The following is a 3,814-nucleotide window of genomic DNA, read 5'->3' on the forward strand; positions in this document are numbered from 1 at the left end:
CTATTTTTGTAGTACTATGCTCAAGTACAGCTTTTAGAATAGCTAAATCACCTCTCACTATAGCATTATCAAGATTGTATAATTCTATTTTTGTAGTACTATGCTCAAGTACAGCTTTTAGAATAGCTAAATCACCTCTCGCTATAGCCTTATCAAGATTGTATAATTCTATTTTTGTAGTACTATGCTCAAGTACAGCTTTTAGAATAGCTAAATCACCTCTCACTATAGCATTATCAAGATTATAGGCATTTACTTTAGTATTACCATAATTAAGTAAACAAATTAATAGTTCAGAATTCCCTTGCTCTATAGCGTTCCCTATACTAGCATCAGTGTATAATCCTTTCTGATTTAACATAGTCTCTATCTTGCTTAGAGAAAATTTATTAAAATTATATGTTTCTAAGGTTAAAGCTCTACTAAATACCCTGATTAAGTCATCGTATGTTAATTCTTTCGGCTTTGTTTCTATATTGAAGTTAAATATTTCAGGATATGATTCATGATATTCCGAATGAATATTTTTATAAAATTTTACAAAAGCTTTATATTCTTTATGTAGAAAAGCCGGCAACTCCACTATGCTTTTCATCTTTTTAATTTTATTAGCACTTAAAGAAAAACTATAAATTTGATCGTCTAATTTATAGCTTATACTAAAATCTGATGCTACTAGTAAATGAAAATTATCTCTTATATATTCAATCAATAAAGAGTCATTTTTTGTTCTAGCATCGTAATTATTTTGAGCTAATTGTATAATATTTGCATCGCTGGCCTTATTATAAGTGCATAACACCATATTGCCCTGTATCCAATCTAAATGATGTTGAGCGGCTCCTGAATGACAAGAAAATATATGAACAATATTACATTGATTTGCAGTGGTATTATTTTGTATTTTATTAAGCAGTGTAATATCAAACACAGAAGTTGTACCTTCATCAGAAAATATACTCATTGATAAGTAAGAAGGCTCAGGCATAAAATATGATTTAATTTTTCCCCATAAACCTAAATTAGTAGGTTTATAGAAAAACTCTGATCCATGTGTATTTATAAAATATTCACTACCTATACCTGAAGGTAAGTCAGCTAAGGTTTTTATTTCCTTGATATCAGGATTTTCATTTTTCATACTTATATCCGGGCCTTTAAGCAATATTTTTCGCATATTTATATCCTTATATAATTAACTTAATTACCATATTCTATGGGAATTACCACATAATATGGCAATTTTTTACAAAAGTCAAGATAGAGTTGGTATGTTATTAATAACTGTTAAGTTTTTAATAAGAAAAAATCATATAAAGCTATATAGTATTTATAAAAATTTAGAGTTGATAATTATAGATAATAGCATTGAAAATAAGGCTATAAAGTAACCGGCAAAAAAGGGATAAGATTTTTCTAAATCTTATCCCTAGTTGCGAATAAAAATAGAGTTTAGAAAGAACTTGCAATATTATTTATTAAATCTCCGGATCAGTATTTCCCAATATTGTTGTATCTGAATTACTATCCGTATTTTCTTCCATAAAATTTAAATTGAGTGCAATAGTATTATTTAAAATAATTTCAGAAGTTATTCCTTTGTGAATTACTGATTGACCACTATTTATATTTTCTATTATACCTTTTGAAACAATATTTGACCCTAATGTACCCTCACTAGATATATTTACAGTACTGCCTGATACTAGATTTAGTGTACCAACGATATTTCAAAGACCTTCCTGCTTCTATAATTACGGTAGTATCAGAATTGAATGAGATATTACTAAGAATCACATTTGATGCTATAATAAGTTTAAGAGTATTCATATTCATAGAGTCTAAATGAATATCTAAACAATCTTCAACCTTTATTTCTTTTAAATAATTTTCTTATGCCTCTTTTGACATCTCAAATAACTCATTTTTAGAAATAGTCATTTTTTTTGTTAATTTATATAAATTTCTATCTTTTAAGAGATCTAATAAAAATTTTTACTAGGTAACAACTGCAATAGTTCCTTATAAGTTATGGTATCGGAACACCATTTTATTAACTTCCAATTTTCAAAAAAGAATTTTTTATCATTTTCTTCTGTTAGTGTTCTATAGAATTTTATCCGCTCATCATTTACCGTAAAATCATCAGCTAACTTTTTGAGCGTTTCTTCTAACCTATCTAATATTGCTAAATCAAAAAAATCATTACTGTTATGTATTTGATCATTATTAAAAGTAAGGATTGTACTATTTCCTGCTATTAACTCACATAACTTATTTAACTCATGACCAACTACGTAATCAATATCTTTAAAACTAAGTTGCTTTTGTTTAAGTAATTTTTAAATATTTTCATTAAGAAGATAAGTTGTTTTTGTATCGTTTATTGCTCCAAGTTCATTTATGCCTTTGTGCTTATCATCTTCATAATAATTACGAGCAAATTCAAATACGAGCAAATTCAAATAATTTTGTTACTTACTGCATTTGCACTAGCCATATCATTATAACTAGCTAATGTATTTAATAATTCATGATTTGAAATAATAGCTTTCATTTCTTCTGCACTTAATATTTTCTCTTTCACTAAAAAATGATCTTCCATCTTTTCTATTGATGATTTAGCTCTTACTGCTTGTACCCTTGCCCCTAATTGTTTATAACTATCTATACCTTTCCTTATCTTGTTTTTTCTTATACACCTCTTCTATTGCTTTTCGCTCTAATTCATTACTCTTATTCCACTCACAAGCCTTTTTTTCTTCATTTTCAGGTTGATCGTTTTTAATACGCTCTATTTTTGTATCTATTTCTACAATTTTCTCTTCTATAGATATACTTGATTTTTTATATATTTCTGCAAAAAATTCATCCTCTATTGTGTAATTTTTATCTTTAATATATTTCCTAAATTCTGATTTTAATCTAAAGAATTCTTGCATAACTCCAGAATTTTTAATAATCTCAGGCAATTCAAAATTATTTAAATCACCTTGGATATATTGAAAATTTTCTTTTTGCTTTTCATAGTCAAATAAAAATTCTGCTTTTATATACTCTTCAATAGCATCAATAACACTTACTATAAAACTTGTCTTTTCTACTTCAAAATCTAATTCGCTCATCATATTTAAATCCTAATTATTATTAAATTGAAATTTAAGGAATTTTAACTTTTGGTAATAAAATAATTAATTAAGATAGTGTCAATGTCATATAGTCAATTCAATGAGATTTGCATAAAAGGAGCAAGGCACGAAGCCTATAACTAATAGGAAAGCGACGAGTAATGATGTAGGTGAGTCCAAATCAATTGACTATAAAATATGGTCATTGATTTTTATGCAAAATTCTATCGAACTATTCTCAATAAAAACTTACAACCACTTCCGTTTCTTAAAATATTTATAGGTAATAATTGTAGATAATAACATTAAGAATAAGGCTATAGGATAACCATACGGTGATTTAAGCTCAGGCATTACGGTAAAATTCATGCCGTAAATACTAGCTATTAAAGTAGGTGGGAGAAAAAATATAGTAACCAACGAGAAAATTTTAATAATATTATTTTGTTCAATTGCAATCATACCGAGTGCTGCGTCTAGGGTTCTTGCAATCTCGCTAGATATAAATTGTGAAAAATTAATTATTGAGTCTACGTCTCGAAGCAATGTATCTAATAGATCCTTAGATGCTTTATTGTGAGTTATTTGTGGAGATTTTAAAATATATTGAATAGCCATAGTTAAAGAAAATAAACACTCACGGCTTTTAGAAAGTAAATCACCTTTTCGACCTATTTTCTTTAATA

General features: G+C 27.1%; 3 protein-coding genes and 4 pseudogenes. 2 read left to right on the plus strand and 5 right to left on the minus strand.

Annotated elements, in window-relative coordinates; translation table 11 throughout:
• Positions 1–1,177: hypothetical protein (locus tag O6R16_RS07800; protein ID WP_499680689.1), on the minus strand; the 1,177-nt coding region annotated here is incomplete at its 3' end.
• A 58-nt stretch (positions 1,178–1,235) separates the two neighbouring features.
• Here O6R16_RS07800 and O6R16_RS07805 point away from each other — a divergent pair.
• Complete coding sequence (locus O6R16_RS07805; RefSeq protein ID WP_499680690.1) at positions 1,236–1,391, plus strand: hypothetical protein; 156 nt, start codon at positions 1,236–1,238, stop codon at positions 1,389–1,391.
• Positions 1,392–1,592: 201 nt separating this feature from the next.
• Here O6R16_RS07805 and O6R16_RS07810 read toward each other — a convergent pair.
• From O6R16_RS07810 to O6R16_RS07820, 3 pseudogenes are all read right to left on the minus strand, one after another.
• Positions 1,593–1,836: pseudogene (locus O6R16_RS07810) on the minus strand (hypothetical protein); the annotation flags it as partial.
• Positions 1,837–2,342: 506 nt separating this feature from the next.
• Positions 2,343–2,605, minus strand: a pseudogene (locus tag O6R16_RS07815) (hypothetical protein).
• Positions 2,606–2,798: 193 nt separating this feature from the next.
• Positions 2,799–3,125 (minus strand): annotated as a pseudogene (locus O6R16_RS07820) (hypothetical protein); the annotation flags it as partial.
• 118 nt (positions 3,126–3,243) lie between these two features.
• On the opposite strand from O6R16_RS07820, the pseudogene O6R16_RS07825 reads away from it, so the two are divergent.
• Positions 3,244–3,363 (plus strand): annotated as a pseudogene (locus O6R16_RS07825) (palindromic element RPE2 domain-containing protein); the annotation flags it as partial.
• 14 nt (positions 3,364–3,377) lie between these two features.
• Here O6R16_RS07825 and O6R16_RS07830 read toward each other — a convergent pair.
• Positions 3,378–3,814, minus strand: a 437-nt coding sequence (locus tag O6R16_RS07830) for a CorA family divalent cation transporter (RefSeq protein WP_499680691.1), incomplete at its 5' end; no start/stop codon positions are given.

This window comes from Candidatus Rickettsia tasmaniensis (assembly GCF_036857515.1).
Taxonomy (GTDB): Bacteria; Pseudomonadota; Alphaproteobacteria; order Rickettsiales; family Rickettsiaceae; genus Rickettsia; species Rickettsia rickettsii.

Bases quoted from the DNA above. Each gene is read 5' to 3' on its own strand.
- O6R16_RS07805 (WP_499680690.1), top strand. From the start codon at position 1,236: ATGGCAATTTTTTACAAAAGTCAAGATAGAGTTGGTATGTTATTAATA.